Source organism: Streptomyces sp. ID05-39B (assembly GCF_033794725.1).
In the GTDB taxonomy this organism is placed as follows: Bacteria; Actinomycetota; Actinomycetes; order Streptomycetales; family Streptomycetaceae; genus Streptomyces; species Streptomyces bobili.
In genome coordinates, this window is record NZ_JARGEF010000113.1 from 1 (window position 1) to 24786 (window position 24786).

Genomic DNA, 24786 nt, shown 5'->3' on the forward strand with positions numbered 1-24786 from the left:
GGTCTCCCCGGCCCCCTGCTTCCCCCGTACGTCCTTGCGCGGCACGTCTCCCAGACTCCACCGGGCCCGGCCCGCACGCACCTCGGCACCGGACCGGTCGGGCAGGATGGGTACCGGGGCGTCCGGTCGGCGGAGCCGGGGAGGGGAGCGGTGCGTGAGTGAGGAGCCGGGGTGTGCGTGGACGGCCATGACACCGGGGGACTTCGACCGGGACGCACCGCTGCGGCTGAACGTCCGCACCGCAGGCGCCGCCGTCCCGGCCGAGCCGGACGAGTGCGGGACGGTGCCCCTCTTCGGCGAGGAGGCGCCCGTCCGGCGTCCCCCGGCCGCCCGGCCCCGCCGCGGCGACGGCGCCGGTCACGAGCAGGAGCGCCTCTTCTGACCCGTCCTGCGCGGGCCCGGGAGATCCGGCCCGTTCAGGGGCCCGTGTACTGGACGACCAGGAGGGCCACGTCGTCGGTGCGCTGCCCGGCCGTGCCGGACGTGCGCAGCAGGGTGTCGACGAGCGTGTCCAGGTCCCCGTCGTCGGCGCGGCTCAGCTCCTCGGCGAGCTGGTTCATGGAGTCCTCCAGGTCGACGCCCGGTGTCTCGATGAGTCCGTCCGTGTAGAAGGCGAGCATCAGCCCCGGCACGAGCGGGATCTCCGTGACGGGGAAGTCGGCGTCGGGGTCGATCCCCAGGAGCGGTCCGGGGGGCATGTCGAGGGGCCGGGCGGCGTGGCCGGGCAGCCGCAGCAGCGGCGGTGGATGGCCGGCGCTGGCGAGCGCGACCCGTCGCCCGGCGAAGTCGACGCGGGCGTAGAGGCAACTGGTGAACAGGTCCACGCCGAGGTCGGTGAGGAGCCGGTTGGTTCCGGCGAGGACCCGGTCCGGGGGAGTGCCGAGGGAGGTGTGGGCGTGCACTCCCGTGCGGACCTGTCCCATCAGCGCGGCGGCGGCGACGTTGTGCCCCTGGACGTCGCCGATGACGGCCGCCGCGGCGGTCTCGTCGAGGCGGATCAGGTCGTAGAAGTCCCCGCCGACGTCCATGCCGCGGGTCGCGGGCAGATAGCGGGCGGCGATCCGCAGTCCGTCGATGGCGGGCAGCGTGCGCGGCAGCAGCGCCTGCTGGAGCGCGTGCGCGAGGTCGTGCTTGGTGTCGTACAGGCGGGCGCGGTCCAGGGCCTGGGCGATGAGTCCGGCGAGGGAGGTCAGGACGGCGCGTTCCGCGGCCGGGAAGTCGTGCGGATGCTCGTAGGACAGGACGCAGATGCCGACCGCGCGGCCCGAGATGACCAGCGGGAGGAAGGCCCAGGCCTGCTTGCCGCTCACGTGCGGCGCCTCTGGGTAGATGCGCCGCATTTCCTCCGGGTTCGAGAAGAACGCGGGGATGCCGCTGCCCAGGGCGCGTCCCGCCGGGGTGAATCCCGTGTCCAGTGGCAGCCCGTCGAGGAGTTCGATGGCGCGGGGCGAGTAGCCGCGGTACCCGGTGATCCGCAGTCGGCCGGCGTCAGCGGCGGACAACACCAGCCCCTGGGCGCCGAAGGCGGGCATGATCTGGTCGGCGACCAGGTCGATGACGTCCTGCACGCCGACGACCTCGGTGAGCGCGGCAGCCAGATGCGTGAGCTGGTACAGCTGGCCGACCCGGGCGGGCACGGCGGCGCTCGCGATCCGGCGGGGTGCCGACACGGGCGGGGACTGGGCGCCGGTGGGGATGATCCGCACGCTGATGCCGCTGTCGTCGGGGTAGAGGTGGAACTCCAGCCACTGGCCCGGCGGCCGGCAGGCGGTGAAGGAGACGGGTGCGCGACTGAGCACGGCGGCGCGGTAGCGGTCCTCGTAGGTGGGGTCGTCGAGCCAGCGCAGGGACTGCCACGGCAGCGTACCCAGCAGTTGGCGGGCCTCGCCGCCGAGCAGGGTGCAGGCTCCGGAGCTGAGGTAGGTGAAGCGGCCCGCCAGGTCGAGGGCGCAGCTGCCGCCGGGCAGCCGTTCGACGAAGTCGGCCGCCGCCATCGCCGGTCCGGCGTCCCCGTCCCCGTCCCCGTCCCCGTTCGCGTGCCCGGTCCCGTCGGACAGGACCCGCGGCCGGCCGGTGCCGGCCGGCGGCCCGCCCCGCTCGACGGCCTCCTCGATCACCCGCGCCAGCCGCCGGCAGCTCGACACGATGTTCCCCTGCTCGCGCCCCGTCATGTACGACGGACGGGTGGCCGGCCACAGCAGCAGCAGGGCTCCCCAGCGGCGGACGCCGGTGACCGGCGCGGCGGCCAGGGCCAGCGGATAGGGGAGGGCCATCGCGGTGCGCGGGTAGGAGCGGGCCATCTCGCTCTGGCTGCCGACCCACACCATGCGTTCCTCTCGGACCGCGTCGGACACCGGTGCCGGAGCGGCCACCGGCACCCGCCACCACGGTTCGGCCAGTTCGGCGGGCGCCCCGGTCAGCACCTCGAGACTGAGCACCTGCTCGTCGGGGGAGAGCAGGTAGAGGGCGCCGACCGCCGCGCCGGTACGGCGTACGGTCTCGGCGAACGCGGCGTCCAGGCCTTCACCGTCCGCGGCTGGATCACCCGTGTCGGTCACGCGGCACCTCCACCCTCGCAGGGGAGCCTCGCGGGCGGCTGCCGGCTCCATGCGCGGCGCGGCACGCCCCCACGGGACATGCCGTGCCTCCGTCACCAAGGACGCTACGCCGATCCGGGACGCTCGGCATGTCCCCGGGGGTGGCCCGTTCCCGGACGGCGAGCGCCTCCGGGATCCGGTCGACGTCCTCGGCGGGGCTGTTCGGCTCCCGAGCCGGCCCGGAGGCGGTTCGGCGGGTGTGCCGCGCCGTTTCCCGGGCAGAGGTCCGTGTGGTGCGGGGTGGTGCGCCTGGGGAGGTCTGCGCCGCCCCGCCCCTTTGAATGTGGCGTGTCATGCAGAGGCCGAGGAACCCGCGTGCCTCCGGCAGCGTCCCGGGCACGGCGTCCTGGTCGACGCCCAGCACGGCGCCGACGACGCGCCAGGCGTAGAAGCACGCCGCCGCTCCCTCCTCGCAGACGTGCACGCCGAGGCGGTGCACGGAGTCCAGGACGAGCAGGGAGAAGAACATCTGCCCGCCGATCATGTCCTCCTGACAGATCGGCACCCCCCGCGTCCCCGCGGTTCTCGCCTGTGCGTGGCCGACAGGAGCTGGGCCACGTGCGGGACGAGGCAGCAGGCGGACACCCCCACCGGAAGGCATCCGAATGTTTCGAAGTAGTTCAACCGCTCCCGTGGATCTCCACGGTGATTTTTCTGCCTCACCGACGCACGGAATCCCGCCAGGTGGGAGGCGTTGGTCTGCCATAACGGCCCGCCTGTCGGTGCCTTGCAGTGTCCGAACGTTTCGAAATGATTGCCGAAACAATTGACTGTTGACGGGGACAGCTCAACACTTTCGCCATTCCCCGTCCCCGAAGGAGGAGGCGCGCACATGGCCGCGTTCATCCATCCGCAGAGCCGCAACACACAGAGCCGCAACCCGCACAGCCGCAGCCCGCGGAGTCGCGGTCGCGGGCGGTTCCGCACGCTCGTCCGCAGTGCCTGGACAGTCGCCCTGGCCGTCGTCGTGGCGATGCTGCTGCCGGCCTCGGCCCATGCCGACACCGTCGTCACGACCAACAAGACCGGCACCGACAACGGCTACTACTACTCGTTCTGGACGGACTCCCAGGGCACCGTCTCCATGAACCTCGCCGCCGGTGGCAACTACAGCACCACCTGGCGCAACACCGGCAACTTCGTCGCCGGCAAGGGCTGGGCCAACGGCGGGCGGCGGGCCGTGACCTACTCGGGCACCTTCAACCCGTCCGGCAACGCCTACCTGACGCTGTACGGATGGACCGCGAACCCGCTCGTCGAGTACTACATCGTCGACAACTGGGGCACCTACCGGCCCACCGGAACCTACAAGGGCACGGTCACCAGTGACGGCGGCACGTACGACATCTACAAGACGACGCGGTACAACGCCCCGTCCGTCGAGGGCAACAAGACCTTCGACCAGTACTGGAGCGTGCGCCAGTCGAAGCGCACGGGGGGCACCATCACCACCGGCAACCACTTCGACGCCTGGAACCGGGCAGGAATGCCCCTCGGCAGCTTCAACTACTACATGATCATGGCGACCGAGGGCTACCAGAGCAGCGGCAACTCCAACATCACGGTGGGCGGCACCGGTTCGGGCGGCGGAGGTGGCGGCGGTGGTGGCGGTGGCACCGGCTGTACGGCGACCGTGTCGGCGGGGCAGCAGTGGAGTGACCGGTACAACCTCAACGTGTCGGTGAGCGGGTCGAGCAACTGGACCGTGACGATGAACGTCCCGTCCCCGGCGAAGGTCCTCTCCACCTGGAACGTCAGCGCGAGCTACCCCAGCAGTCAGGTGCTGACGGCCAAACCCAACGGCAGCGGCAACACCTTCGGCGTCACCGTCCAGCCCAACGGCAACTGGACCTGGCCGACGGTCTCCTGCACCCCGAGCTGACCTCGAGCCGAGCCGAGCCGACCTTGAGCCCCCCGAGTGGAGGACCGATCCGCATGAGCACCAGACCGCGTCCCCCGACGCGCAGGCCGGGCACCGCACTGGCCGTCCTCGCGCTGGCCGCCGCAGGCAGTCTCACCGTCCAGGCCTCCCCGGCCGAGGCCGCGACCTGCAACGGTTACGTCGGACTCACCTTCGACGACGGCCCGTCCAGCAGCACACCGGGCCTGCTCAACGCACTGAAGCAGAACGGTCTGCGGGCCACCATGTTCAACCAGGGCCAGTACGCCGCCGCCAACCCGGCCCAGGTGCGGGCCCAGGTCGACGCCGGCATGTGGGTGGGCAACCACAGCTACACCCACCCGCACCTGCCGCAGCTCTCCGCGTCGCAGATCGACTCGGAGATCTCCCGCACCCAGCAGGCCGTCGCGGCAGCGGGCGGCGGCACCCCGAAGCTGTTCCGCCCGCCGTACGGCGAGACCAACGCGACGGTGAGATCGGTCGAGGCCAGGTACGGCCTCACCGAGGTCATCTGGGACGTCGACTCCCAGGACTGGAACGGCGCGAGCACCGACGCGATCGTCCAGGCCGCCGCCCGGCTCACCAACGGCCAGACCATCCTCATGCACGACTGGTCCGCCAACACCCGCGCCGCCATCCCCCGCATCGCGCAGGGGCTGGCGAACCGAGGCCTGTGCGCCGGCATGATCTCCCCGCAGACCGGCCGCGCGGTGGCACCCGACGGCGGCGGAGGTGGCGGCGGTGGTGGTGGCGGTGGCACCGGCTGTACGGCGACCGTGTCGGCGGGGCAGCAGTGGAGTGACCGGTACAACCTCAACGTGTCGGTGAGCGGGTCGAGCAACTGGACCGTGACGATGAACGTCCCGTCTCCGGCGAAGGTCCTCTCCACCTGGAACGTCAGCGCGAGCTACCCCAGCAGTCAGGTGCTGACGGCCAAACCCAACGGCAGCGGCAACACCTTCGGCGTCACCGTCCAGCCCAACGGCAACTGGACCTGGCCGACGGTCTCCTGCACCACCGGCTGACCGTCCGGGCCGGGCTCGAAGCGGGGGCATCCGACAACATCGGGTGCCCCCGTCGGCGCGGGTGTCAGACGGAGTCGGGCAGCCGGACCAGGTGGACGGCCGTGCTCGACCAGTCGCCGCGCGGCAGGTCGAGCAGGAGACCGTACTCGGTGAGGACGGTGGCGTGGTGCACGGCGCCGGTGCGGGTGTCGCGGTAGCGGGCGCCGGGGGTGAGCGCGGGCAGCCGGACGGGGAGGCGGGGAGTGCCGTGCCGGGGCCCGCGCTGCCAGGCCAGTACGAGGAGTTCGGCGGCGTCCTCGGCGACGTACTGCACCACCGTCGGACGGTCGCCGAGCGGCTCGGTCAGCCGGTACTGCGCGCCGTGCTGCACGAGGTGGCGCACCTCCTTGTACTCGGCCACCAGCGCCGCGCCCTCGGCGAGTTCCTCCTGTGACCAGCGGGTGAGGTCGCCGCCGATGCCGAGCAGACCGGCCATGGCGCAGTGGAAGCGGAACCGCAGCGGCACCGTGCGGCCGGTGACCTGGTTCGGTACGTCGGTCACCCACGCGGACATCGTGCGGGCGGGGTAGACCTGCCCGTACCCGTGCTGGATGGCCAGCCGGTCGACGGCGTCGGTGTTGTCCGACGCCCAGGCCTGGTCGGTGCGCGCGAGGATGCCGAGGTCGACGCGCCCGCCGCCCCCGCTGCACGTCTCGATCCGCAGGCCGCCATGGTCGGCGCGCAGCCGGTCCAGGACGCCGTACAGGTTCGTGACGTACGCGCTCCACAGCCGGTCGTCGCCCTGGTCGGCGCCCGGCCAGCCAGCCTCGCTGAAGGCGCGGTTCATGTCCCACTTGAGGAAGTCGACGGCGTGGTCGCCGACCAGCCGGGTGAGCCACCCGTACGCCCAGTCGGCCACGTCCTGGCGGGCGAAGTTGAGGACGAGCTGGTTGCGCAGCTCGCTGCGGGTCCGGCCGGGGATGTGCAGGACCCAGTCGGGGTGTTCGCGGTACAGGTCGCTGTCGGGGTTGACCATCTCCGGTTCCACCCAGATGCCGAACCGCATGCCGAGTCCGTGCACGGTGTCGGACAGCGGGCCGAGGCCGTCGGGGAAGCGGTCGGCGGCCGGTGTCCAGTCGCCGAGGCCGGCCCGGTCGCTGCGGCGCGAGCCGAACCAGCCGTCGTCGACGACGTACAGCTCGACGCCCAGCGCGGCGGCCCGTTCGGCGAGGGTCTTCTGACCGGCCTCGTCGACGTCGAAGCCGGTGGCCTCCCACGAGTTGTAGAGCACCGCCGCCGTCTCCCGGCCGCGCGGCAGGACATGGGCGAGCGTGTACGCGTGCCAGGCGCGGCTCGCCGCCCCGAAGCCGCCGTCGGTGCACAGCCCGGCGAACACGGGGGTGGTGTGCTCCTCGCCCGGCGCGAGCGGCAGGCCGACGCCCTCGTGACCGGCGCCGCCGGTCCAGCCGGCCCGGCCGTCGGGGGTGCGCTGCGCGGTGAGCCGCCAGGTTCCGGACCAGGCGAGGGCGGCGCTCCACACCCGCCCGTGGTCCTCGGTGGCGTCGCCCGCGTCGAGCATCAGCCAGGGGTTGGCATGGTGGCTGGTGATGCCGCGCCTGCTGGTCAGCACGGTCTCGCCGTAGGGCAGGGGGTCCCGCCGCAGCTGGGTCTCGGCGGACCACTGGCCGGTGACATGGCTGAGCCGGTAGTCGGGCAGCGGGGGCAGGGTCCAGGCGGCGGAGTCGGCCCGCAGGAGGTCGACGCGCTGCTCGCCGGCGTTGTGCAGCACGGTCCTGCGCTCGATGACGTCCGTGTCCTCGCGCACCCGGTAGTGCAGCGCCACCCGCAGCGGGTAAAGGCGGTCGCGGAACTCCAGGACGAGTTCGGCGCTGCCGGGCGCGGGCTCGTGCACCCGGTGACCCACCGGCTCCCATTCGAAGGCGCGGGAGCCGTCGGCGTAGCGCACCTGGAGGGAGGGCGGGCCGAAGCGGGTGCCTCCGTCGACGGGGAGTTCCTCGCCCACCGGCGGCCGTCCCTCGAAGCTGTCGCCCGCCGACTCGACGGGAACGAGGAGGTCCTCCGCCTCCGGGAGGGTCAGCCGCGGCCCCCACGCCAGATGGCAGGGGGCGCCCGTCTCGTCGATCCGCAGGACGTACGACGTGTGCGGGGTGGTCAGCAGCCAGATCCCGGTGTCCGGGGAGAAGGAGATCATCGGTGTCGGGCCTCACGTGGTGACGGACGAGGGAGCGGCGGAGTGAGGCAAAGCCAAGCCTGACCTTCGATCGCATGTCAAGCCCCCACCTGCGTCGATGCATCGAAAGTCCGTGGCAACCCACAGTGAGTGTTCAGGGTTTCCTCCTTTCTTTCATTGACAGCGGAAAATAAGAGTCCGTAGGTTCTCCGCCATGTCCTCGCCCGCCGACACCGAGACGTTTCCCGCCGCCACGCCCGCCGCCGCGCACCTCTTCACCACCCTCCTGTCCCACGGCCCCCTCACCCGCCTGGAGATGGCCCGGCGGGCGGGGCTGTCCCCGGCCGCCGTCACCAAGGCCGTGCGCCCCCTGATCGCGTCGGGCTATCTGGCGGAGGAGGCGGACGCGGGCGGGGAGGCCGAGGTCCGCCCGGCGCTCGGGCGGCCCGCGACCCTGGTCCGCGTGGACGGTGGCCGCGCGCTGTTCATCGGCGTGAAGCTGACCGGTGACGAGATCATCGGCGTGCTCACGGATCTGTGCTGCCGGATCCTGCTCGCCCGGCGCGTGCCGCTGGCCGACCGCGGCCCGGACGCGGTCCTCGACGCGACCACGGACCTGGTGCGGGAACTGCTGACCGAGGCGGACGGCTACGGCGTCCGTGTGGCCGGCCTCGGCGTCGCCGTCTCGGGTGACGTGGACCGCGCCGAGGGTGTGGTGCGGTACTCGCCGTTCCTGGACTGGCGCGACGTGCCGCTGGCGGCACTCGTCGCCGCCGGCACGGGGCTGCCGGTGACCGTCGACAACGACGTGCGGGCACTGACCGTCGCCGAGCAGTGGTTCGGCGCCGGCGTGGGTCTGTCGGACTTCGCCGTGGTCACGGTCGGCGCGGGCATCGGCTGCGGACTGGTCGTGCACGGCCGGGTGGTCGCCGGAGCGCACGGTGTCGCCGGCGAGATCGGCCATGTCACCGTCGACGCCGACGGTCCGCCCTGCCACTGCGGCAACCGCGGCTGTCTGGAGGCCGTCGCCTCGGACGGGGCGATCCTCGCCCGCATCCGGGAGACCGGCAAAACCGAGATCACCGGCACCGCCGAGGCCGTGGAGAGGGCACGGCAGGGGGACACCGGCGCGCGCGAGGCGTACGCCAGGGCCGGGAACGCCATCGGCCGGGGCATCGCCACCGTCGCCAACCTGCTCGGACCCGCCCGCGTGATCATTTCCGGCGAGGGCCTGGCCGCCTACGACCTGTTCGCGGAGCAGATCCGCGAGGCGTTCCAGGCCGCGGCGTTCGGCTCGGCCGCGCAGTGCGACGTACGGACCAGGCCGCTGCCCTTCGAGGAGTGGGCGCGCGGGGCCGCCGCCACCGCCATCCAGTCCTTCATCACCGCACCGAACTGATCGCGGGCCCGCAGCCCCGCGTGTACTGCACATGGCAGCCCCGGGCGTCCCCCGAAGCCGCTAAACCCCCCGGCCTCCGACATCTCTTGGCACCCCACGGGCAAGGTCTCGCGTCATCCGACCCCTTCCCGAGGAGGCACTCCGCATGGTCGCCAGACCCGCCGCCGGCAGACGCCGCGCCGCCCTGACCGCTGTCAGCACCCTCGTCCTGACGGCCGTTCCCGCGGTCGCGGCGGCCGGGCCGCCGCACGCCGCCCGGCCCGGACCCGCCGACCTCCGCACGGCGGGCGCCGAGCAGGCTCCGCCGGAGGTGCTGCGCGCCCTCCAGCGCGATCTGCGCCTGACCGCCGGGCAGGCCGCCGCCCGCCTGGCCAACGAAGCGGAGGCGGGCCCCCGGGCCGGCCGCCTCCACAACGCGCTGGGCGCGCGCTTCGCCGGAGCGTGGGTGACCGGCAGGACCTCCGCCGGCCTCACGGTCGCCACCACCGACGCCGCCGACGTACCCGCGATCCGCGCCGAGGGCGCCCAGGCCGCCGTCGTCACCACACCCCTCAGCGGCCTGCTCGCTCTCAAGGACGACCTCGACGAGGCGGCAGGCCGGGTGCGGACCGCGCAGACGCCCGTCTGGTACGTCGACGTCCGGGCCAACCGGGTCGTCGTCCAGGCGACCAGCCGGTCCGCCGCGACCGCCTTCGTCGAGGCGGCCGGTGCCCAGGACAGGGGCGTCGGCATCCGGGTGTCGCCCGAGCGGCCCCGCCCCATGAAGGACATCGTCGGCGGCGACGCCTACTACATCGACGGCGTCGCCCGCTGCTCCGTGGGCTTCTCCGTCACCAAGGCCGAGCAGCAGGGCTTCGCGACGGCGGGCCACTGCGGCCGGGCCGGGTCCACGACGACCGGTTTCGACGACACCGACCAGGGTGTGTTCCAGGCGTCGGTCTTCCCGGGCAAGGACATGGCCTGGGTGGGTGTCAACAGCGACTGGACCGCCACGGCCGCCGTCCGGGCGGAGGCCGGCACGACGGTCCAGGTCACCGGTTCGGTGCAGGCACTCGTGGGCGCCTCGGTGTGCCGCTCCGGTTCGACCAGCGGCTGGCACTGCGGCACGGTCGAGCAGTACGACGCGAGCGTCAGCTACCCCGACGGTCCCGTCGACGGCCTGACCCGGACCACGGTCTGCGGTGAACTCGGTGACTCCGGCGGGCCGTTCGTCGCCGGGACGCAGGCCCAGGGCGTCACCTCGGGCGGCTCGGGGGACTGCGCGAGCGGCGGCACCACGTTCTTCCAGCCGCTCAACCCCCTCATGGAGGAGTTCGGGCTGACCCTGAGGACCGCGGGCGAGACGGTGACGCCCGCTCCGCAGCAGGACACCTCCGCCGACTCCTGGGCCCCCGGCAGGGTCTACGAGGTGGGGGAGACCGTCTCCTTCTCCGGCGTCGACTACGTGTGCCTCCAGAACCACCAGGCACAGAGCGCGGGGTCGCCGGCGGCCGCCCCGGCCCTGTGGCAGCGCTCCTGACGGGCGCGTCCGCTGAGCCCCGGCGGCGGAACGCCCCCGCCGGGGCCCGTCCGTGTCACTCCCGCGCGAGGAGCGAGTAGGCGGTGGCCACGAACGGGTCGCGGGCCCGCAGCCGGCGGGTGCACAGCGTCACCGGAGCCGTGCCCGTGCCGGGCCGGAAACCGAGGAACGCCTGCTGGCCAGGGTCGCCCCGCTGTGGAACTCTTCAATATCTCCGCCTTCACCATCCCGGACCCCGGCTCCGGTCCCGGAGCGGCGCGGCGTCAACAGCCGTCCAGCGCGCCGACGAAGGGACCGACCGGCCGTCAACTAGGTGGTCCGGGCGACGAGAAGGGCGACATCGTCGTGGTCCTCGGGGTGACGCAGCCCGTACAGCAGGAGGTCACAGACCTCCTCCAGGGGCCGGTGCGGCTCGTCGAGGAAACTGAGCAGCACGTCCAGACGGTCGTCGATCGAGTGATGCCGGGTTTCCACCAGACCGTCGGTGTAGAGGACCAGCAGGTCACCGGGGACGAGTTCGGTCGTGGTCGTCTCGAAGTCGACACCGCCGACGCCGAGCGGGGCCCCGGTGGGCAGATCGAGCAGCCTGGGCGCATGACCGGGGCCGGCCAGCGCGGGCGGCATGTGGCCCGCGTTGGCGATCCGGCACTGGCGGGTACGGGGGTCGTAGACCGCGTACAGGCAGGTGACGATGTAGTGCTCCAGACCGCGGGTGATCTTGTCGAGGTGCTGGAGCACCGAACCGGGGTCGAGCTCCAGGTCCGCGTAGGCGCAGGTGGCGGTGCGCAGCCGGCCCATCGTGGCGGCGGCGTCGATGCCGTTGCCCATCACGTCGCCCACGACCAGGGCGGTCTTGTCGTCGGTGAGCGGGATGACGTCGTACCAGTCGCCGCCCACCTCACTGGTCGCCTGGGCGGGCTGGTAGCGCGAGGCCAGGTCCAGCCCGGTGTGCCGGGGCGGATGGTCGGGCAGCAGGCTGCGCTGGAGCGTGAGGGAGGTGTTGCGCACGCTCTGGAACCAGCGCGCGTTGTCGATGGCCACGGCGGCACGGCCGGCCAGCTCGCTGGCGAGGATGACGTCGTCCTCGTCGAACGGCAGCGGATTGCGGGTCCGCTTCAGGTCCAGGGCGCCCAGCACCTCGCCGTGGGCGATCAGCGGCACGGCGAGATAGGAGTGCACGCCGGCACGGGCGAGCAGCGCCGAGGCCTCGGGGCCGCGGGCGATGCGCGCCAGATCGCGCTCGCCGACATGGCGTACGAGGACCGGCCGGGCGCTGTGCACGCACAGGGTGACCAGGCGGTCGCCCTCGTAGGCGGTGAGGTCGCCGGGAGGGTCGGCGGCGCGCTCCGCCACGGTCGGGTGGGCGGACTTGAGGGCGAGAGCGCGGAAGAGCTCCGGACCGTTGTCCGGACGGCGTCTGCGGCGGCAGGCGAGGGCCGAGTCGAGGATGTCGACGGCGACCAGGTCGGCGAGCTGCGGGACCGCGATCTCCGCGAGTTCCCGGGCGGTCTGCTCCACCTCCAGCGTGGTGCCGACGCGCGCGGAGGCGTCGGCGATGAGGGCCAGACGCCTGCGGGCCCGGTCGGCCTCGGCGGCCGCACGGTGGCGTTCGGTGACGTCGACGAGCGAGATGGCCGCGCCGAGGACCCGGCCGCCCGGATCCTCCAGCCGGTAGAAGGCCAGCGACCAGGCGTGCTCGTGGTCCGGGTCGGCGGGGGGCCGTCCCACGTGGAACTGGTCGAGCAGCGGGGTGCCGGTGGCGATCACCTGGCGCAGCGCGGACTCGATGGTGTCGATGTCGGGCAGGGGCAGGGCCTCCCGCAGCCGACGGCCGGTGTGATCCTCGGCGGGCATGCCGTCGATCCGCTCCACCGCCGGGTTGACCAGGAGATACCGCAGGTCCGTGTCGACGAGGGCGAGACCGATCGGGGACTGGTTGATGAGCCGCTCGCACAGCGCGAGGTCCGTCTCGACGCGCTGGAGGAGCTGGTGGTCGGCCACGATGCCCAGGGCGTAGACGTCCCCCAGATCGTCCTGGAGCCGGATGTTGCGGAACTCCACCAGGCGGCTGGTGCCGTCCTTGTGCCGCACGGGGAACGCGCCCGCCCAGCCGCGGCCGGTCTCCAGCACCTCCGCGAACAGCCGCGTGACGGCCTGCAGATGCGCGGGGTCGATGAACAGCCGTGCCGCGTACGAGCCCAGGGCCTCCGCCGCGGTGTAGCCGAACAGTTCCTCGGCCTGCGGCGTCCAGAAGACGATGCGTCCCTCGGCGTCGAGGACCACCGCGGCCACGCTCAGCATGTCCAGCAGGCCGGTGGTGCGGGGCGGCCCGGGACCGTACGGGTCGCTGTCGGACCGGAAGGATTCGGTCGTCATCCCTGAGCCTCCTCCACCGGTCGGCGGAACGGGGCGGCCACGGTCGGCACCGCCGCACACCCGGAACCCCGGGTACCGGCACCTCCATGCTCCCTCCCCGTGGCGGATCCCGAAAACGAAGGCCGTCGCGGATCCCGCGGACGTAAGCGGTCGCGGGCGGCCGGACGGGTCTGTGCCGTGCGCATCGGGCGGACTAGCAGGACCATGGTCGTGAAGAGGATGGCAGCCATGGAATCTGCGCGAGACACCCCGGACGGACCGACGCCCGACGGATCCGCCGGTCGCCCGGAGGGTCGTGTGCCTGGCGGGTCCGCCGGTGGCCCGGAGGGTCGTGTGCCTGGCGGACCCGACGGTCGTCCGGAGGGTCGTGTGCCTGGCGGGTCCGCCGGTGGCCCGGAGGGTCGTGTGCCTGGCGGACCCGACGGTCGTCCGGAGGGTCCTGTGCCCGGCGGACCCGACGGCCCCCGCGGCGGGGCGCGTCCCGGTGAGCCCGGCGGAGGGCGCCCCGCCGAACCCGACGACCTGCTCGACGCGTCCACCGACGCGGCGGCCGTCGTCACCGCCGACGGCATCGTCGTGGGCTGGACCCGGGGCGCCGAGGCACTGCTCGGCCGCCCCGCCGGCGAGGTCGTCGGCGGCTCCGCCGCGCATCTGGTGGCGATGCCCGCGGACCCCGCGCGGGTGGCCGGCGTCGCCGAGCGCTGCCGCGCCGCAATGGGCTGGAGCGGACGCGTCCGGGTACGCCACCGCGACGGCCGGGCCATGGACGTCGACCTGCGGGTCTCCGCCTCCTTCCGCATCGGCCACGACGAGTGCTTCCTGCTCTCGGCCCGCGAACAGCGTCAACGCCCGACGGTCGGCCAGTCCGTCCTCGACGGCTTCCTGACCCGCTCGCCGATCGGCATGGCGGTGATGGACCTGGACCTGCGCTACGTGTGGCTGAACGACACCCTGGAGCGCCTCGGCGGAGTGCCCCGCGACGAGCGCCTGGGACGCCGGCTGAGCGAACTGCTCCCCGGAATCCAGGCGGAGACCCTCGAAGGCCTGATGCGCAAGGTCCTGGAGACGGGCACCCCGGTCACCGACTACGAGTACGTGGGATGGAGCTGGGCCGACCCGCACCGGCAGCACGCCTACTCGACCTCGTTCTTCCCCCTGGTCGACGCCGGCGACTCCGTCACCGGGGTCTGCTACATGGTCCTGGACGTCACCGAGCGCTGGAACGCGCGACGGCTGCTGTCGATGGTCAACGAGGCCGGAACCTGCGTCGGTACCACCCTGGACGTGGTGCGGACGGCGCAGGAACTGGCCGACTTCGCCGTTCCCCGCCTCGCGGACTTCGTCATCGTCGACCTTTTGGAGCCGGTCCTGAGCACCGACGGGCACGGGGCGTGGCTCACCGACGCGGGCCCGGCGCCCGCCAGACCGGCGATGCGCCGCGCGGCGCTGAGGTCGGTGCGCGAGGGCTGCCCGGAGGCCGTGGCGCGCATCGGCGACCGGGTGGGATTCCTGCCGCCGCCGCACGGCATGAGCCTGCTGCTCGGAGGGGAACCGATCCTCGTCCCGGTCCTCGACCCCTGCGACGGCCTGTGGCAGGCCGAGGAGCCCGCGCGGGCGGAGCGGATCCGGGAGTTCGGTCTGCACTCGCTGATCTCGGTGCCGATGCGGGCCCGGAACACCGCTCTCGGCCTCACCACGTTCATCCGCTCGCTCAACCCCGTCTCCTTCCACGCCGACGACGTGCTGCTGGCCCGGGAGCTGGTCGCGCGGGCGGCCCTGTGCGTCGACAACGCGCGCCGCTACACGCGCGAACACACGGCCGCGGTCACCCTGCAGCGCAGTCTGCTGCCCGACGTCCTGGTCGGAGGTTCGGCGCTGGAGGTCGCCTCCAGCTATCTGCCGGCCGACCCGACGGACGGCGTGGGCGGCGACTGGTTCGACGTGATACCGCTGTCCGGCGCCCGGGTGGGCCTGGTGGTCGGGGACGTGGTGGGGCACGGCATCACCGCCGCGGCGACGATGGGCCGGCTGCGCACCGCCGTACAGACCCTCGCCGACATGGAGATGCCCCCCGACGAGCTCCTGGCCCACCTGGACGACCTCGTGCTCCGGCTGAGCGCGGAACGCGGCGACGACGAGGCGGCCCGCACGACCGCGGCCACCTTCCTCGGCGCGACCTGTCTCTACGCCGTCTACGACCCCGTCACCCGCCGGTGCTCGTTCGCCCGCGCCGGGCACCCGCCCCCCGTCGTCGTCTCGCCGGGTGGAGAGGTCACCTTCCCGGAGGTACCGGCCGGGCCACCGCTCGGACTCGGCGGCATGGGCTTCGAGACGACCGAGATCGAACTCGCCGAGAACAGCCTCCTGGGCCTCTACACCGACGGCCTCGTCGGCGGAGCCGACCGTGACATGGAGCGGGGCATGGCCCGCCTCGGCGAACTGCTGGCCCAGCCCGGCGCCGATCTCCCCGCCCTGTGCTCCTCGGCGGTACGCGACCTGGTGCCCGTGCCCCAGCCCGACGACATCGCCCTGCTCCTGGTCCGCACCCACGCCCTGGGCGCCGACGACGTCGTCTCCTGGGAGGTGCCCGTGGACCCGGCCGCCGTCGCCGAGGTGCGGGGCCGCGCGACCCGCCAGGTCGAGGCATGGGGGCTGGGCGACCTGTCGATGACGACCGAACTCCTCGTCAGCGAGCTGGTCACCAACGCGATCCGGTACGCCGCCCCGCCCCTGCGGCTGCGCCTGCTCCGCGACTCCCGGCTGACCTGCGAGGTCTCCGACGCCAGCAGTACGGCCCCCCGGCTGCGGCATGCCCGCAGTACGGACGAGGGGGGCCGTGGCCTGTTCCTCGTCGCCCAGCTCGCGCATCGCTGGGGGGCGCGCTACACGCCCGAAGGGAAGATCATCTGGGCCGAGCAGGAGATTCCGCCGCCCCCGTAGGCGGGGGCGGCAAAAGTGCTACGCGCACGCCCAGGCGTTCATACCCTGCATCGCCGCGAGCCGCCGGGCCACGGCGATCTGCGCCTTCCTGCTCGCCAGGTCGGCCCGGGGCGCGTGTCTGAGCCCGCCCGCGGCGGCCCAGCTGCGCTGCGAGAACTGGAGCCCGCCGTAGTGGCCGTTGCCGGTGTTGGCCCGCCAGTTGCCGCCGGACTCGCAGCGGGCGATGGCGTCCCAGTCGGCCTCGGCCGGGACGCTCGGGGCCGCCCCGGCGGCGGGGGCCAGCACGGTCAGGAGGGCGGCGACGGGAAGGACGAGCCGCAGGGCCGCGCGGCCCTGCCGGAGCGGTCCGCGCCCGTGACGCGGCATCAGGTGTTTCTGAAATGAAAACATGACAAGTGACACTAAGCGGATGATGTGGCCGACGACCGCCGTCACACCCGTTCCGGGGTCCGTCTACGGCCTTCCGGGTGACGGCCCTCGTACGGCTCGCCCGACCGGCGGCAAGGCGACGCCGGCCGCCGGGGGAGGGCGCCGGAGTGTCCCCCCTCGCACCCGTCTACGATGTCCAGGCCCCTGCCCGACCGGCGTGGGAGCGAGTCGGCGTCCGGTGCGCCGGTCCGACTCGGTGGACAGGGGCCGACAAGGGCGTCGACCCGCCCCGACGACCGTGCCTGTCCGCCGGCCCAACTGGCCCTGTCGTGGCCGCCGTCTGCCGAAAGTGACGTCCGAACGTGTTCCAGGAAACGCCGATCTTCCATCGTCTCGTCGCCGAGCGGGGCGACATCCCCACCCAGGTGCGGGGCGAGGCCGAGCGGATCCAGCGCGATCTCGCCTCCGTCATCCCGTCCCCGTCCACCGCGGGCAACCTGCCCGCACAGCACTTCCTCGCCGTGCGAGGCCGCCACGAGTGAACCGCCCTCCCGGTCTCGACACCGGGTCGGCCGACAGGACTTGCAGACCTCGTCCCCGCGGTGAGCAGCCGCTTTGTTTCAGGGTTGGACGACGTCTGAAAATGCCTTCATCTTTTTGCGCAAGAGGTGAGGAGTCGTGAGGATGGCGCGTCAGGGCGCCCCACCGCCATCCGTCCATACGCCCTCACCTCTTGAGGAACCGTCATGCCGCATCTGCTCGCGCATGCCCTGGCCACGGCCGCCGTCACCCTGACCGCCCTGCTGACGAACCCCGTGGCCGTCCACGCCGCGGACGAGGGTCCGCCCGGGACCGCCGCACCCGACTGCGTGCACCACTACGCCGACCGCCGCTACACCACCGTCGTCAACGACTGCGACGCTCCCGTGAGCGTCACCGTCGTGTACAGCGACGGCCGGTGGGCCCCGTGCCGCACCCTCGCCCCGCGCGACACGGCCACCTTCGCCGGTCACGGCTTCGACGGGACCCAGGTCCTCGGCCTCGCCACCTGCCTCCCCGCGGCCTCCTGACCGCACCGGACCGGCGTGCTTCCTTACCGCACTGGGCAGGCGTGCTTCCTGACCACACCGGGCAGGCGTGCCTCCTGACCGGAGTTGGCCGACGTGTGCCTCCTGACCGGAGCGGGCCGACGTGCCTCCTGACCGGAGCGGGCCGACGTGCCTCCTGACCGGAGCGGGCCGACGTGCCTCCTGACCGGAGCGGGCCGACGTGCCTCCTGACCGGAGCGGGCCGGCGGGATCAGCCCGCGGCCCGCTCCGGCGCCCGGCCCTGTTCGCGGCGCCGGAGCCTGCCGAGGGCCAGGCCGAGCAGCGCCGTCCCCACGCTGATCACGGCGACCCGCACCGTCCACTCGCCCACGGCCCCCTGACCGGCGTCGGCCGGCGCGGGCAGCCGCAGCAGCGCACTGCTGATCGGCCAGGCAGACCAGCAGGACCCTCCAGAACGGCGGCTCACGGCGGCCGGTCAGCGCCGAGGCGACGAGGATGACGACGACGCCGAGGGCGATGACAAGCGGTGTGGACACATCATGGACACCAGCCCTCCGCCAACATCCGCGAAAACGTCGGCCGACGGGACGAACGAGACCTCTGTCGCAGGGGGGGAGCCGACCGGCGGCACCGGCGTGTGTGCGTCGCGGGCATCGGGTACTCGGCCCGCGACCTGTTCGACCTGCGCGGAAGGGATGGCCGTGATGACGGTGCCGGAGGAGAACCGGAAGAAGACCGACACGACCGACGAAGTGATCGGCGAGGGCGCCGGCACCGAGGCTTCCTCCGAGCCGGGTGCGGCGACGGGCCGCACGATGCGCCAGGCGATGGAGGACGCCGGTGTCCGCTCCGAGGACTACGAGGGCTCAAAGGGAGCTGAGGGCCCCAGGGGATCGAAGGGGTCGAAGGAGTCGAAGGGGTCGAGGGGGTCGAAGGAGTCCTAGCGTCGGACGCCCGCCAGGGCCCCCACCGCCGCGCGAGCAGAGCGGAAGGAGACATGCCATGGCGCACACCGATGCGCCGCAGGTGCTGCACTCGCTGAAGGACGTCCGCTTCCCGGCGGGCAAGGAACAACTGGTCGAGGCCGCCCGCAGGGCCGGCGCCTCCGAAGACGTGGTCAAGGCGCTGCGCGCGGTTCCCCAGGAGGAGTACACCTCGCCGCAGGACGTGGCGCGGTCGGTCCGCACGGACCCCGACTCCGACCTCGGACACACCGCGGCACAGCGCGCCGAGCAGGCACGCGAAGGCGGCAAGCAGGGCTTGTCGCAGCACCTGCGGGATGTTCCCAGGACGCCGATCCAGGAAGAACTGGACGAGGGCTGACGGGCGTCGCCCGCTCACCCGGCTGGTGGACGAGCCCCTGCGGGGGACGCGGCCCCGTGCCAGATTGGTGCACGGAAAGCACCCTGTCCGCAGGCATGCGTACGGCATGCGTACGCCTTGTCGGTGCCGCGTTCCCCCGGCCGACGCCGCCGGTCCGCGACGTGAGCGGCAGAAGACGTCACGTGCCCTCGCGGTCGCTGTTCCGGCGGTCGCCCGAACAGCGACGCCCGCGCACGCAGCCACCCATCAGCCGCCCCACGACCCAGAAGCGAAGGAAGCGATGAGCGAGAGCAATCCCATCAAGCGGGCGGCGGAGAAGGTCGCCGAGACCCTGAGCGGCGACGGAGGCGGACCGCCGGACGGCATTCCCGGGAAGCCGGGCCCCGAGGCCCCTACGGTCGCGGAGCCGACGCGGCCCAGGGACCCCCTCCCGCCGAAGCCGGACCAGACCGGACCCGACACCGTGTCCCCGACGGGGCAGCCGACGGGCGCCGACCAGGCCCGCTTCGCCCAGTCCGGCAGCTATCTGACGAACGCCCAGGGAACCCGTCTCCCCGACACCGACCACTCGCTCAAGGCGGGGCCGCGCGGCCCCGTCCTCCTCCAGGACCACCACCTGCGCGAGAAGGTCATGCACTTCGACCACGAGCGCATCCCGGAGCGCGTGGTCCACGCCCGGGGCGCGGCGGCCCACGGGGTGTTCCAGAGCTACGGCACCGCGGCCTCCGTGACGAAGGCCGCCTTCCTCGCCGAGGACGAGGAGACGCCCGTCTTCGTACGTTTCTCCACGGTGCTGGGGTCGCGCGGCTCCTCCGACACCGTGCGGGACACCCGCGGATTCGCGACGAAGTTCTACACCAGCGAGGGCGTCTTCGACCTGGTCGGCAACAACATCCCCGTCTTCTTCATCCAGGACGCCATCAAGTTCCCCGACATCATCCACGCGGGCAAACCGCATCCGGACCGCGAGATCCCGCAGGCCCAGAGCGCGCACGACACCTTCTGGGACTTCGTCACCCTGCACACCGAAGCCACCCACCACACCCTGTGGAACATGTCCGACCGGGGCATCCCGCGCTCCTACCGCACGATGGAGGGCTTCGGCGTCCACACCTTCCGCCTGGTCGCCGCCGACGGCGGCACGACGCTGGTGAAGTTCCACTGGAAGCCCAAGCTGGGCGTGCACTCCCTGGTGTGGGAGGAGGCGCAGATCATCAACGGCGTCGACCCGGACTTCCACCGCCGGGACCTCGCGGACGCCATCGAGGCGGGCGCGTACCCCCGGTGGGAGCTGGGCATCCAGACCTTCCCGGACACCCCGGACCAGACCTTCCAGGGCATCGACCTGCTGGATCCGACCAACATCGTGCCCGAGGAACTCGCCCCCGTACGGCCGGTCGGACTGCTGACCCTGAACCGCAACCCGTCGAACTTCTTCGCCGAGACCGAACAGGTCGCCTTCCACGTCGGCAACCTCGTGCCCGGCATCGACATCACCGACGACCCGCTGCTCGCCGGACGCCTGTTCTCCTACCTCGACACCCAGATCACCCGGCTCGGCGGCCCCAACTTCCCCCAGCTGCCCATCAACCGGCCGCACGCCCCGGTCAACGACATGCTGCGCGACGGTATGCACCAGACGGCCGTGCACCGCGGCGCCGCCCCCTACCGTCCCAACTCCCTCGACGGAGGCTGTCCGTTCACCGCCGGGGCGGACACCGGCGCCTACATCGAGTCGCCGGTACCGGTTCCCGAGTCCACCAAGGTGCGGGACGCCCCCGAATCGTTCGCGGACCACTTCAGCCAGCCGCGCCGGTTCTGGCTCAGCATGAGCCCGGTCGAACGCGAGCACATCATCGGCGCCTACACCTTCGAACTCTCCAAGTGCTACGAACAGGCCATCAGGGAAAGGGCGTTGCAGGTCCTGGCCAACATCGACCCGCAACTGTGCGCCGAGGTGGCCACCGGCCTCGGTCTGCCGGCCCCCGAGCCGACCGTGCCGCTCGCGGACGTCGAGCCGAGTCCGGCCCTGTCCCAGGTCGGCCACACCTGGCCCACGGACGGCCGGGTCATCGGCATCGTCGCGGGCCCGGACGGCGACCTCGACGGCGTACGCGCCGTACGCGACGCCGTCCTCGAAGGCGGCATGGTTCCCCTGGTGATCGGCCCGGTCGGCGGAACCCTCGGCCCGCTGACGGTGCAGCGCACCTACGCCAACGCGCGGTCCGTCGAGTTCGACGCGCTGCTGCTCGCCGGAACCCCCGCCGTGGGCAGCGACGCCTACGGTGCCCGCGACGCCAAGGGGCTCCCCGCCCCCGCGGACGGGGCACCCACCGACCCGCGCGTCGGCCTCCTGGTGTCCGAGGCATTCCGCCACGGCAAGGCCATCGGCGCCTGGGCGGGCGGCGAAACCGTCCTGGCCGCGTCCGCCGTACCCGCCGACGCACCCGGCGTGGTCGTCACCACCTCGGGCACGGCCGCCCTGGAACAGCTCACCCGTCTCCTGGGCGAACACCGTGTCTGGGACAGGTTCGCCGCGGCCTGACCCGGCGGACGACCGGCGCCCGACAGCCCACCCCCGGCCGCAGGCTCCCGCGGTCTGCGGCCGGCGTCCCCGTTCCACCCCCAGGGGGGCCCATGCAGACCTTCCTCCCGCACGCCGACTTCACCGCGTCCGCCGCGGCACTGGATCCGCGGCGGCTGGGGAAGCAACGCGTCGAGGCCCTCCAGGTGCTGCGCGGCCTGACCGTCCCCGGCTACGGCTGGCGGCATCATCCGGCGGTCCGCATGTGGGCCGGATACCAGGAGGCCCTGGTGCGCTACGGCCTGGAGGTCTGCGGGGTGTGGACCGCCGCCGGGCGCGCCGACACCTGCGCCGCCTCCCTCATGAGCGACTTCACCGCCGGCCACGGCGACATCGGCGTACGCACGCAGCGGGAGCTGGCCCGTGCCGGTGAACTCCCGCCGTGGCTGGGCGATCCGGAGTTCCACCGCGGCCACCGCTCCGCGCTCGTACGCAAGGACCCGGACTTCTACGCCCGCCTCTTCCCGGACGTTCCCGACGACCTGCCCTACGTGTGGCCCGTCTCCGACCGGCCGTCCTGACGGACCGTGTCCGCGACCGGTGCCGCACCCGCGTACAACCGCGGCGCGGCTCAGGCGTCTTCCTTTCCGGAGGGCCATGACGGCCGAACACCGGATCGCCCATTGCTGCGGGAGTCGGCAGGCGCGGACGCGCCGCGCCGCGTGGCGGCGGCCAGGGGGCCGGGGGCGATCGGCCGCCCCGGGCACGCGACCGCCCTGGCACGGGCGGCACAGGACCGCGACCCCGCCGTGGTGCGCGCCGCCGCGGCGCACGGCCTGCGCCGGCCCGGGGCACGTGAGGCCGGCCGCGACGCGCTCGGACGCCTCACGGACGCCTGAACCCGCCCGGGACGACCGGGGGTTCCGGCCTGATCGGGCCCCGGGCGGGTAGGTGAACGAGGACCAGTGAGCGAGCCGACCGCAGGAGGGTGAGATGGCGTCTGTCATCCAGCGCATCAAGGAGTTCGCCAGGAGCCCGCAGGGCCGCCGGACCGTCGAGCAGGTGCGCCGAGCGGCGTCCGATCCGCGCCGGCGTTCGCAGGCGCGCCGGCTGCTGGAACGATTGCGCACCAAGCGGTAGGCGCCGGGCACGCCGGTGACCGGCTGTTCTAAAGTGACTGCCGTCAGTCAATGCCCGATGACCGGGACGGAGAGGTAGTCGCTCATCATGCCGACCGAAACGTTTGAGTTCCGCGTAGAGGCCCGTCAGCTCCTGCAGTTGATGATCCACTCGATCTACTCGAACAAGGATGTCTTCCTGCGTGAACTCGTCTCCAACGCCTCGGACGCGTTGGACAAGCTGCGCCTGGCGGCGCTGCGCGAGGACACGCTGGACGCCGACGTGTCCGACCTGCACATCGACATCGAGGCCGACGGCGAGGCCCGCACCCTCACGGTGCGGGACAACGGCATCGGCATGTCGTACGACGAGGTGGCGGAGCTGATCGGCACCATCGCCAACTCCGGTACGGCGAAGTTCCTCGAACAGCTGCGGCAGGCCGACGAGGCGGCCGACGCCGAAGGCCTCATCGGGCAGTTCGGCGTCGGTTTCTACTCCAGCTTCATGGTGGCGGACGAGGTCACCCTGGTGACCCGGCGGGCCGGCGAGACACAGGGCACCCGCTGGTCGTCGCGCGGCGAGGGCACGTACACGCTGGAGACGGCCGAGGAGGCGCCGCAGGGCACCACGATCACCCTCCACCTCAAGCCCGCCGACCCCGAGAACCAGCTCCACGACTACACCTCGCCCTGGAAGCTCAGGGAGATCGTCAAGCGGTACTCGGACTTCATCACCTGGCCGATCCGGATGGTCCCGCAGGCCCCGGCAGGCGACGACGGCGACGCTGCCACCGCGCGCGAGCCCGAGACGCTCAACTCGATGAAGGCGCTCTGGGCGCGGTCGCGCGACGAGGTGAAGGACGAGGAGTACCACGAGCTCTACAAGCACATCAGCCACGACTGGCAGGACCCCCTGGAGACGATCCGCCTCCAGGCGGAGGGCACCTTCGAGTACCAGTCGCTGCTGTTCATCCCCTCGCACGCCCCGCACGACCTGTTCACCCAGGGCTACAAGCGCGGTGTCCAGCTGTACGTCAAGCGCGTCTTCATCATGGACGACTGCGAGGCGCTCCTCCCGCCGTACCTGCGCTTCGTGAAGGGCGTCGTCGACGCCCAGGACCTCTCGCTCAACGTCTCCCGTGAGATCCTCCAGCAGGACCGTCACATCCAGATGATGCACCGGCGGCTCGCGAAGAAGGTCCTGTCCTCCGTGAAGGGCATGATGACCGCGGCCCCCGACCGGTACGACACGTTCTGGCGGGAGTTCGGCCCGGTCCTCAAGGAAGGGCTGGTGACCGACTCCGAGAACCGCGAAGCCCTCCTCGCCGTCTCGTCGTTCGCCACCACGCACGACGCCGCCGAGCCGACGACGCTCAAGCAGTACGTGGAGCGGATGAAGGACGGCCAGGACGCCGTCTACTACCTGACCGGCGAATCCCGCGAGGGTATCGAGAACTCGCCCCACATGGAGGCCTTCCGGGACCGCGGCATCGAGGTCCTGCTGCTGACCGACCCGGTCGACGAGGTGTGGACCGACGCCGTCGCCGAGTTCGACGGCAAGCCGCTGCGGTCCGTCGCCAAGGGCGAGATCGCCCTCGACGGCGACGGTGAGGAGAAGCCCGCCGAGGACCGGGAGGAGCGGAACGAGGAGTACGCCGAACTGCTCACCTGGATGAAGGAGCAGCTCGGGGAGGACATCAAGGAGGTCCGCCTGTCCTCCCGGCTCACGGTCTCCCCGGCCTGCCTGGTCTCCGACACCAATGACCTGACCCCGGCCCTGGAGAACCTCTACCGCGCGATGGGCCAGGACGTCCCCCGCGCCCAGCGCATCCTCGAACTGAACCCGGACCACACGCTCGTGAAGGGACTCAACCGCGCTCTGCGCGACCGGGCGGACCGGACCGCGCTCGCCGAGGACGCGGAGCTGCTGCACGGTCTCGCGGTACTCGCGGAGGGCGGCCGGCCCAAGGAGCCCGCCCGCTTCACGCAACTCCTCGCGGAACGCCTCGAACGCGCCCTCTAGCGGCCTGTCAGGTGGGCGGCGGCGCGCCCGGCGACGCCGCCCACGACGGAATGTCAGCGGTGTACTGAAGAATGCGCGGAAGCGAGATCAACTCCGGGCATGACGGGGTAGGCGGTCTCGAGTCCCTGCCCCGAAAGAGGTCACCGCTGATGCCGCTCTCCGCGATCAGGCCACCGGCCGCCGACACGTCCCGCACCCCGGCCACGGCCGACGTCCTGCGTACCGTCTCGGACGCCCGCACCCCGGTCTTCGTCACTGTCCACGCCAACGGTCGCCGCAGGTACAGCTATTGGCGCCCGCTGGACTCCACCACCGGCAGAGGCGGCTGCTACGCAGCCCTCCCCACCGCCGAGTGCGACGAACTCCTGTCCGCCGGCCGCATAGCCCTCGGTGACCCCCTCGCCGACCCCACGAAGACCACCTACCGGGTTCGTCCGGTCCGCACCCCCCAGAC

At 72.5% G+C, this 24786-nt stretch carries 21 protein-coding genes and 2 pseudogenes; 16 read left to right on the plus strand and 7 right to left on the minus strand.

What is annotated here, in order from left to right; translation table 11 throughout:
- Positions 1 to 187: 187 nt before the first annotated feature.
- A complete protein-coding gene (locus tag P1P75_RS23205) occupies positions 188 to 382 on the plus strand; it encodes a hypothetical protein (RefSeq protein WP_319258440.1) in 195 nt (64 codons plus the stop codon).
- Between the two features lie 34 nt (positions 383 to 416).
- Here P1P75_RS23205 and P1P75_RS23210 read toward each other — a convergent pair whose 3' ends face one another.
- Together P1P75_RS23210 and P1P75_RS23215 are read right to left on the minus strand one after the other, a co-directional pair.
- A complete protein-coding gene (locus tag P1P75_RS23210) occupies positions 417 to 2558 on the minus strand; it encodes a SpoIIE family protein phosphatase (RefSeq protein WP_319258401.1) in 2142 nt (713 codons plus the stop codon).
- A gap of 319 nt (positions 2559 to 2877) precedes the next feature.
- Positions 2878 to 3099 (minus strand): annotated as a pseudogene (locus tag P1P75_RS23215) (DUF2236 domain-containing protein); the annotation flags it as partial.
- Positions 3100 to 3429: 330 nt separating this feature from the next.
- Between P1P75_RS23215 and P1P75_RS23220 the strand changes: the two are divergent.
- Both P1P75_RS23220 and P1P75_RS23225 read left to right on the plus strand, forming a co-directional pair.
- Complete coding sequence (locus tag P1P75_RS23220; protein WP_319258403.1) at positions 3430 to 4479, plus strand: glycoside hydrolase family 11 protein; 1050 nt, start codon at positions 3430 to 3432, stop codon at positions 4477 to 4479.
- Between the two features lie 53 nt (positions 4480 to 4532).
- Positions 4533 to 5522 carry a polysaccharide deacetylase family protein gene (locus tag P1P75_RS23225; RefSeq protein ID WP_319258405.1) on the plus strand — a complete coding sequence of 330 codons (990 nt, stop codon included), beginning with the start codon at positions 4533 to 4535 and terminating at the stop codon, positions 5520 to 5522.
- A gap of 64 nt (positions 5523 to 5586) precedes the next feature.
- On the opposite strand, the gene P1P75_RS23230 is transcribed toward P1P75_RS23225, so the two are convergent.
- Positions 5587 to 7713, minus strand: coding sequence for an alpha-galactosidase (locus P1P75_RS23230; RefSeq protein WP_319258408.1), 2127 nt, complete (start codon positions 7711 to 7713; stop codon positions 5587 to 5589).
- 193 nt (positions 7714 to 7906) lie between these two features.
- Here P1P75_RS23230 and P1P75_RS23235 point away from each other — a divergent pair, with 193 nt between their 5' ends.
- Positions 7907 to 9091, plus strand: coding sequence for an ROK family transcriptional regulator (locus P1P75_RS23235; RefSeq protein WP_319258410.1), 1185 nt, complete (start codon positions 7907 to 7909; stop codon positions 9089 to 9091).
- 145 nt (positions 9092 to 9236) lie between these two features.
- A complete protein-coding gene (locus tag P1P75_RS23240) occupies positions 9237 to 10610 on the plus strand; it encodes an alpha-lytic protease prodomain-containing protein (RefSeq protein WP_319258413.1) in 1374 nt (457 codons plus the stop codon).
- Between the two features lie 55 nt (positions 10611 to 10665).
- Here P1P75_RS23240 and P1P75_RS23245 read toward each other — a convergent pair.
- Positions 10666 to 10811, minus strand: a pseudogene (locus tag P1P75_RS23245) (penicillin-binding protein); the annotation flags it as partial.
- A 108-nt stretch (positions 10812 to 10919) separates the two neighbouring features.
- The gene (locus tag P1P75_RS23250; protein WP_319258415.1) at positions 10920 to 12986 is read right to left on the minus strand and encodes a SpoIIE family protein phosphatase; all 2067 of its coding nucleotides are present in this window, start codon (positions 12984 to 12986) and stop codon (positions 10920 to 10922) included.
- Positions 12987 to 13508: 522 nt separating this feature from the next.
- Between P1P75_RS23250 and P1P75_RS23255 the strand changes: the two genes are divergently transcribed.
- The gene (locus tag P1P75_RS23255; protein ID WP_319258442.1) at positions 13509 to 15926 is read left to right on the plus strand and encodes a SpoIIE family protein phosphatase; all 2418 of its coding nucleotides are present in this window, start codon (positions 13509 to 13511) and stop codon (positions 15924 to 15926) included.
- Positions 15927 to 15944: 18 nt separating this feature from the next.
- On the opposite strand, the gene P1P75_RS23260 is transcribed toward P1P75_RS23255, so the two are convergent.
- Positions 15945 to 16292, minus strand: a complete 348-nt coding sequence (locus tag P1P75_RS23260; RefSeq protein ID WP_319258418.1) for a transglycosylase family protein — start codon at positions 16290 to 16292, stop codon at positions 15945 to 15947.
- 365 nt (positions 16293 to 16657) lie between these two features.
- Here P1P75_RS23260 and P1P75_RS23265 point away from each other — a divergent pair, with 365 nt between their 5' ends.
- Positions 16658 to 16837: a hypothetical protein gene (locus P1P75_RS23265; protein ID WP_086765428.1), complete on the plus strand. Its 180-nt coding sequence runs from the start codon at positions 16658 to 16660 to the stop codon at positions 16835 to 16837.
- A gap of 204 nt (positions 16838 to 17041) precedes the next feature.
- Positions 17042 to 17365 carry an alpha-amylase gene (locus tag P1P75_RS23270; protein WP_319258420.1) on the plus strand — a complete coding sequence of 108 codons (324 nt, stop codon included), beginning with the start codon at positions 17042 to 17044 and terminating at the stop codon, positions 17363 to 17365.
- A gap of 229 nt (positions 17366 to 17594) precedes the next feature.
- Here the strand turns inward: P1P75_RS23270 and P1P75_RS23275 are convergent, their stop codons facing one another.
- Positions 17595 to 17810 carry a hypothetical protein gene (locus P1P75_RS23275; protein ID WP_319258422.1) on the minus strand — a complete coding sequence of 72 codons (216 nt, stop codon included), beginning with the start codon at positions 17808 to 17810 and terminating at the stop codon, positions 17595 to 17597.
- A gap of 238 nt (positions 17811 to 18048) precedes the next feature.
- On the opposite strand from P1P75_RS23275, the gene P1P75_RS23280 reads away from it, so the two are divergent.
- From P1P75_RS23280 to P1P75_RS23315, 8 genes are all read left to right on the plus strand, one after another.
- Positions 18049 to 18288, plus strand: a complete 240-nt coding sequence (locus P1P75_RS23280) for a hypothetical protein (RefSeq protein ID WP_319258424.1) — start codon at positions 18049 to 18051, stop codon at positions 18286 to 18288.
- Positions 18289 to 18346: 58 nt separating this feature from the next.
- Positions 18347 to 18667 (plus strand): DUF2795 domain-containing protein, encoded by a 321-nt coding sequence (locus P1P75_RS23285; RefSeq protein ID WP_319258426.1) that lies wholly within the window; start codon positions 18347 to 18349, stop codon positions 18665 to 18667.
- A 280-nt stretch (positions 18668 to 18947) separates the two neighbouring features.
- Entirely contained in the window at positions 18948 to 21212 is a 2265-nt protein-coding gene (locus tag P1P75_RS23290) for a catalase (RefSeq protein ID WP_319258428.1), read from the plus strand.
- Positions 21213 to 21304: 92 nt separating this feature from the next.
- A complete protein-coding gene (locus tag P1P75_RS23295) occupies positions 21305 to 21772 on the plus strand; it encodes an MSMEG_6728 family protein (RefSeq protein WP_319258430.1) in 468 nt (155 codons plus the stop codon).
- 141 nt (positions 21773 to 21913) lie between these two features.
- Positions 21914 to 22090: a hypothetical protein gene (locus P1P75_RS23300; RefSeq protein WP_319258432.1), complete on the plus strand. Its 177-nt coding sequence runs from the start codon at positions 21914 to 21916 to the stop codon at positions 22088 to 22090.
- Positions 22091 to 22184: 94 nt separating this feature from the next.
- Positions 22185 to 22331: a hypothetical protein gene (locus tag P1P75_RS23305; RefSeq protein ID WP_319258434.1), complete on the plus strand. Its 147-nt coding sequence runs from the start codon at positions 22185 to 22187 to the stop codon at positions 22329 to 22331.
- 87 nt (positions 22332 to 22418) lie between these two features.
- A complete protein-coding gene (gene htpG / locus P1P75_RS23310) occupies positions 22419 to 24332 on the plus strand; it encodes a molecular chaperone HtpG (protein WP_319258436.1) in 1914 nt (637 codons plus the stop codon).
- Positions 24333 to 24481: 149 nt separating this feature from the next.
- Positions 24482 to 24786, plus strand: a 305-nt coding sequence (locus P1P75_RS23315; RefSeq protein ID WP_319258438.1) for a hypothetical protein, incomplete at its 3' end; no start/stop codon positions are given.